Below are 6,068 nucleotides of genomic sequence, written 5' to 3'. Positions count from 1 at the left end.
GTCGCCCTGGATCACACGCTCGTGGAGCATCGGCACGGCCGCGTCGGTGGCGAGGACGGCGGCCGGGTGGTCACCCCCTCACGCTGATGCGAGAGCTGTTGGTCGAGCTAATGGCCCTGTTGTTCGTCGCGCCGACGCTGCCAGCGCTGCTCGATCCGGTCCATCATGGAGCGCCGCTGCCGTCCCTGGCCGCGAGCTGCCTGCGGACCACCGGAGGGTTGTTCGCCGGGCTTGGGGGCCTTGCGCCAACCCGTTACGGCGAGTACCGCACAGCCGAGCATGACCAGGAAGCCGACCACGCTGAGCCACACCTGCTTGGCGACCATACCGGCCATGAGGAGCGCGATACCCACGAGGAAGCCCGCGACCGCCTGGTAGACCCGTCGCCGGGTATACGTGCGCAGCCCGCTTCCCTCAAGCGCTGTCGCGAACTTGGGATCTTCGGCGTACAGCGCTCGCTCCATCTGCTCGAGCATTCGCTGCTCGTGCTCCGAGAGCGGCACGGAGTCCTCCTCATCGTGCAGTCGCCGGGGCGACTCGGGGGGTCCCTTAAGGATAGGCAGGGAATCGCCCCCGTGAAACCCGCCCCTCTACGCCAATTGGCCAACCGGATTCCGCCATGGACGTTCCGGCCCACTGAAGCTTCCATTCCCCAGGAGCCGACCCGTCATGCCGGGCGGTCTCCCTCGATCATACGGCGCGGAGCGCTCGATCGGGGGGCCTGTGGCGTACTCCATGTGCACCCCAGTCCCTGATCAGCGACGCAGGAGGAGAGGCCGCTCAGCCCTCGGCGGCCCCCCGGGTCTCGCCGAGCACATGAAGCTGTGTGGCCACGGAATGGAAGGCGGGGAGCTCGGCCGCCGCCTCCTCCAGCTTCAGCAGCGCTTCCAGGGCTCCGGGCTCGGTGTCCACGAGCACACCGGGGACGAGGTCGGCGAAGACCCGCACGCCGTGCACGGCGCCGACCTCGAGGCCCGCTCCCTCGACCAGCTCGGTGAGCTGCTGGGCGGTGAAGCGGTGCGGCACGGGGTCGCCGGTGCCCCAGCGGCCGTTCGGATCGTCGAGGGCCTGCTTGGCCTCCTTGAAGTGGCCCGCGAGGGCCCGCGCGAGCACGGCACCGCCCAGGCCGGCGGCGAGCAGGCTGAGCACGCCCTCGGGGCGCAGGGCGGCGACCACGTTGCGCACGCCCTCGGCGGGGTCGTCCACGTACTCCAGGACGCCGTGGCACAGCACCACGTCGTAGCCGCCGCGCTCGACCACGTCGAAGAGTCCGTGGGCGTCGCCCTGGACGCCCTGCACCCGGTCGGCGACGTCGGCCTCGGCGGCGCGGCGCTCCAGCGCGAACAGCGCGTTCGGGCTCGGGTCGACGACGGTGACGCGGTGGCCGAGGCGGGCGACGGGCACCGCGAAGTTGCCGCTGCCGCCCCCGGTGTCGAGGACGTCCAGCGCCTGACGCCCCGTGGCCTTCACCCGGCGGTCGAGGGCGTCCTGGAGGACCTCCCAGACCACGGCGGTACGGAGAGAGGCGCGGGGGCGCATCGGGTCCGACACGGTTGTTGACTCCTCGGCACGGCACCGCCTGCTGCGCGGCGGAGCGAACGGGGTGCCTCCCCGTCCCGGGTACGGGAAGGGAAGGCTTCAGGCGCCTTCCACCCTATGGCCTCCGGTGCCGCACCTGGTCACCGCGGTGTCGTGCCCCGGGCACAGGGCCCGTCATCCCGCGTCCGGGAAGTCGCGGTCGGTGCTGTCGCGGTCCTCCGGCCTGTCGGCGTCCTGGCGTGGTTGCGGCAGGACGGGCTGGAGCACCAGCATGCGCTCGACGAGGCGCAGGAACATCGCCACGTCGCGTATCAGATCGTCGGCGTCCCGGCGGCTGGCCGCGCCCTGGATGCCCGCCTCGGCCCGGGCACGGCGCCGGGCTCCGGCGGCGAACAGCGCGCTCCACTCGGCGAGTTCGGGCGCGATTTCGGGGAGCACTTCCCAGGCGCTCCGGATGCGGGCACGGCGTCGGGGGCTGGTCTCCGGACGCCCTCGCGCGGCGAGTACGGCGGCGGCGGTGCGCAGGGCGGCGAGGTGGGCCGTCGCATAGCGCTCGTTCGGCGTCTCCAGGGTCGCGGCCTCGTCCAGTCCGGCGCGGGCCTGGGCGAGCAGGTCGAGGGCTGCGGGCGGCGCCGTGGCCCGGCGCAGCACGGGGTGCACATCGCTCGCCGGGCCGTTCAGTGAGGGGGCAGGGCCGGTGGCGCGGCGCCGGCGGGCGGCGGCTGCGTGGTAGCTGGCCATGACGAACCTCCTGTCGTCTGTGTGACGGCACTGTGGCCGTATGTGTCCATCGTGAGGTATGGCACTGACAATCCGCTCTGACCTGGGCTTTTGCTTCGATCGCCCGTTCGGGATAGTTTTTGCACTGACCAGTCAGTTCAAAAAGTTCGACTCTCAAGGAGTCGAAGGAGTCGAGAGATTCAGGGGGAGCTGTGGCCGGAGTCGGCATCACCGCCGAGGGCTTCGGGCTCGAGGGGCCGCGTGGCTGGGCGTTCCGCGGGATCGACCTCGATGCGGAACCCGGTTCAGTGATCGCGGTCGAGGGGCCGTCCGGGTCCGGCCGTACGTGCCTGCTGCTCGCGCTCACCGGGCGGATGAAGGCCACCGAGGGGACGGCGACCGTGGGCGGGGCGCGGCTGCCGAAGCAACTGGCGGCGGTGCGGCGCGTCAGCGCCCTGGCCAATGTCGCCGGGGTCACCGATCTCGACCCGGCACTGACCGTCGGGGAGCACCTGTGGGAACGGGCGCTGCTCCAGCGGCGGTTCGGCGACTCCGTGCGCGGGCTGCTGCGGCCGCGGGCCGAGCGTCTCACCGAGGCGAGGCTGCGGATCGGCACCGCGCCGGCCGCCGCCGGTCTCGACCGGGAGGCCCTGCCCAAGGGTTCGCGGACCGCCGTACGCGACCTGGAACGGCCGGAGGCGCTGCGGCTGTCGATCGCCCTGGCGCTGATCGGACGCCCTCGTCTGCTCGGAGTCGACGACACCGACCTGAAGCTGTCCGACGGCGAACGCGCCGAAGTCTGGGCGCTGCTCAGGTCGCTCGCCCAGGCCGGGACGACGGTCCTGGCGGTGTGCAGCGAGGCACCCGAGGACACCGTAAGGGTCTGCACGCAGCGGCCCCGTGAGAGCCAGGAGGAGAAGGCCGATGCGCTCGCCGAAACTGGCCGCGCTTGAGTTGCGCCGCTTCGGCAGGGGGAAGCTGCCGCGCGCCGCCCTGGTCGCGCTGCTGGTGCTGCCGCTGCTGTACGGCGCCCTGTACCTGTGGTCGTTCTGGGATCCGTACGGGCGCCTCGACCGCATCCCCGTGGCCCTGGTGAACGACGACAAGGGCGCGACCGCCGACGGGAAGAGGATCACGGCGGGCGACGACATCACGGACGGGCTGCGCGACAGCAGGACGTTCGACTGGCACGAGGTGAGCGCCGACGAGGCACGCGCGGGCGTGGAGGACGGCACGTACTACCTGTCGCTGACCATGCCCGCGGACCTCAGCCGGCGGATCGCCTCCAGCTCGGGCGACTCACCGGAGACGGGTGCGCTCCAGGTGCGTACGAACGACGCGAACAACTACATCGTCGGACAGATCTCGCGGACGGTCTTCAGCGAGGTGCGGACGGCCGCTTCCACGAAGGCGTCACGGTCCTTCCTGGACCGGATCTTCATCTCGTTCTCCGACATCCACAGCGAGACGGTCAAGGCGGCGAAGGGGGCCGACGACCTCGAAGGAGGCATCGGGAAGGCGGAGAAGGGATCGAAGGACCTCGCAGACGGCCTGAAAGACGCCAAGAAGGGCAGCGGCAAGCTCTCCAAGGGCCTGACGAACCTCGACAAGGGCGCGGGCGACCTGGCGGACGGCTCGCAGCGGGTCGCGGAGGGCACCCAGACCCTCGCCGACAAGATCAACGGGATCGCGGACGGGGTGGGCCCCTTCCTGAAGGACAACGAGAAGGCCATCGGTGACACCGCCCGGCTCGTCGCCGACTCAGCCGGTGCGATCCGCCACAACCTCGACACCCTGGTGAAGACGGCCCCGACCGCCGCCAAGGAGGCCCACACGGCCTCCGACACGCTGGACGGGGTCTACAAGGCGCGCTGCGAGGATCCCGTCCTGCCGGACGCCGCCTGTGGCGACCTGAAGAAGGCCGGGCAGGCAGCCGCAGACGTGGCGAAGGTCGCCGACGACGTCAACATCCTTGTCGCCGACCAGGACGGCGACCTGGAGAAGCTCGACGGCCACCTCGGCACCCTCCAGGAGCAGGCCCAGGCGCTCGCCGACCGGGCGCCGCACCTCTCCGAGGACCTCGACGAGGCCGTATCGAAGATCAACAAGCTGAACGAGGGCGCCGGGAAGGTCGCCGCGGGCGCGAAGCAGCTGCACACGGGGCTCGGTACGGCCGAGACCGGCGCGAGCGACCTGGACGAGGGCGTCGGCGCGCTCAAGACGGGCGCCGAGGACCTGAACGGCGGCATGTACAAGCTCGTGGACGGCTCCGGGAAGCTCTCCGACGGGCTGCACGACGGTGCCGAGCAGATCCCCGACTACGACAAGAAGGACCGCGACCGGCGCACCGACGTCATGGCGGATCCCGTTCAGCTCGCCTCGAAGGACCTGCACAAGGCGCCCAACTACGGCACCGGTTTCGCCCCGTACTTCATCCCGCTGTCCCTGTGGGTGGGCGCGATGGTGGCGTACATGCTGATCGCGCCGATGAACCGGCGTGCCCTCGCCGCGGGTGCCTCGGCGTGGCGGATCGCGCTGGCGGGCTGGCTGCCGGTGGTGGCGATCGGCGTACTGCAAACCGTCGCCCTGATGGCGGTGCTGCACTGGGCGGTCGGCCTGGAGATGGCCCGGGCGGCCGGAACGGTGGGCTTCCTGTTCCTGGTGACCGCGTGTTTCGCGGCGATCGTGCAGTGGCTGAACGCGCGCTTCGGAGCGGCGGGCCGGATTCTCGTACTCGCCCTGCTGATGCTGCAGTTGACGTCCGCGGGCGGCACCTACCCCGTGCAGACCAGCCCGGGCTTCTTCAACGCGATCCACCCCTTCCTGCCCATGAGTTACGTCGTCGAGGCCCTGAGGAGGCTCATCACCGGCGGCGGCCTCGGACCGGTGTGGCAGGCGTGCGTGGTGCTGACGATGTTCACCGCGGGCGCCCTCGCGCTGACCGCCGTGTCGGCCCGCCGCCGTCAGCTGTGGACGCTCGAACGGCTGCACCCGGAGCTGACCCTGTGAGTGCGGTGACTTCTGGTGGGACCATTCCTGTGACAATCAGGACCATGGAAAGCAGCAGCACCACGCCGGCTGTCAGCACGCGCCGCGAGGCAACCCGGCAGAAGCTCTACGAGGCGGCCGTCACGCTCATCGCCGAGCAGGGCTTCTCGGCCACCACTGTGGACGAGATCGCCGAGCGGGCCGGAGTCGCGAAGGGCACGGTCTACTACAACTTCGCGAGCAAGTCCGTCCTCTTCGAGGAGCTGCTGCGGCACGGAGTGGGACTCCTCACCGCCTCCCTGCGGGAGGCGGCCGACCGCACCGCCCGGGGCGGCGGCAGCAAGGTGGACGCCCTGGACGCGATGATCCGCGCGGGGCTGGTCTTCATAGAGCGCTATCCGGCCTTCACCCAGCTGTACGTGGCCGAGCTGTGGCGCACCAACCGGGCCTGGCAGTCCACGCTGATGGTGGTCCGGCAGGAGGCGGTCGCGGTCGTCGAGGGTGTGTTGCGCGAGGGCGTGGAGAACGGCGAGTTCAGCGAGGAGATCGACATCCCGCTGACCGCGGCCGCGCTGGTCGGCATGGTCCTGGTGGCCGCCCTGGACTGGCAGGCCTTCCAGCCGGAGCGTTCCCTGGACGACGTGCACGCGGCGCTGTCCCGGCTGCTTCAGGGGCGGGTGAGCGGGAGGGGCTGAGCAAGGCCGCTTCACGGGCTGCTGAGCCGACCGCACGCGAAAGCGCCGGTCCGGTGTGGCCGCGTCCCCCGCGGGCCACCTCGAACCGGCGCTTCCCTTGCTCCCCCGTTTCCCCCGTTCCCCCGT

The 6,068-nt window shown here is 71.1% G+C and carries 6 protein-coding genes; 3 read left to right on the top strand and 3 right to left on the bottom strand.

Annotated features, from left to right (window positions below; all coding sequences use genetic code 11):
* Window positions 1–107: 107 nt before the first annotated feature.
* The 3 genes from ABT063_RS37025 to ABT063_RS37015 all read right to left on the bottom strand — a co-directional run bounded on the left by ABT063_RS37025 (window position 108) and on the right by ABT063_RS37015 (window position 2,280).
* Window positions 108–503, bottom strand: coding sequence for an SCO2097 family morphological protein (locus tag ABT063_RS37025; RefSeq protein WP_095756175.1), 396 nt, complete (start codon window positions 501–503; stop codon window positions 108–110).
* 277 nt (window positions 504–780) lie between these two features.
* On the bottom strand, window positions 781–1,551 hold the full coding sequence (locus ABT063_RS37020) for a methyltransferase (protein ID WP_351064706.1): 771 nt from the start codon (window positions 1,549–1,551) through the stop codon (window positions 781–783).
* Window positions 1,552–1,713: 162 nt separating this feature from the next.
* Window positions 1,714–2,280, bottom strand: a complete 567-nt coding sequence (locus tag ABT063_RS37015) for an SAV_6107 family HEPN domain-containing protein (RefSeq protein WP_351064704.1) — start codon at window positions 2,278–2,280, stop codon at window positions 1,714–1,716.
* A 191-nt stretch (window positions 2,281–2,471) separates the two neighbouring features.
* Between ABT063_RS37015 and ABT063_RS37010 the strand changes: the two genes are divergently transcribed.
* Genes ABT063_RS37010 through ABT063_RS37000 form a run of 3 tightly spaced genes read left to right on the top strand, consistent with a single transcriptional unit; the run spans window position 2,472 to window position 5,942 of the window.
* Window positions 2,472–3,212, top strand: a complete 741-nt coding sequence (locus ABT063_RS37010; protein ID WP_351064703.1) for an ATP-binding cassette domain-containing protein — start codon at window positions 2,472–2,474, stop codon at window positions 3,210–3,212.
* Complete coding sequence (locus ABT063_RS37005; protein ID WP_351064702.1) at window positions 3,184–5,268, top strand: YhgE/Pip family protein; 2,085 nt, start codon at window positions 3,184–3,186, stop codon at window positions 5,266–5,268. Before ABT063_RS37010 ends, ABT063_RS37005 begins: the two co-directional genes overlap by 29 nt.
* 44 nt (window positions 5,269–5,312) lie before the next feature.
* A complete protein-coding gene (locus ABT063_RS37000) occupies window positions 5,313–5,942 on the top strand; it encodes a TetR/AcrR family transcriptional regulator (RefSeq protein WP_351064700.1) in 630 nt (209 codons plus the stop codon).
* Window positions 5,943–6,068: the final 126 nt, after the last annotated feature.

The organism is Streptomyces sp. NPDC002838, assembly GCF_040295365.1.
Taxonomy (GTDB): domain Bacteria; phylum Actinomycetota; class Actinomycetes; order Streptomycetales; family Streptomycetaceae; genus Streptomyces.
The sequence above is the reverse complement of the archived record's forward strand: the minus strand, read 5'-3'. Positions and strand labels throughout refer to the sequence as shown.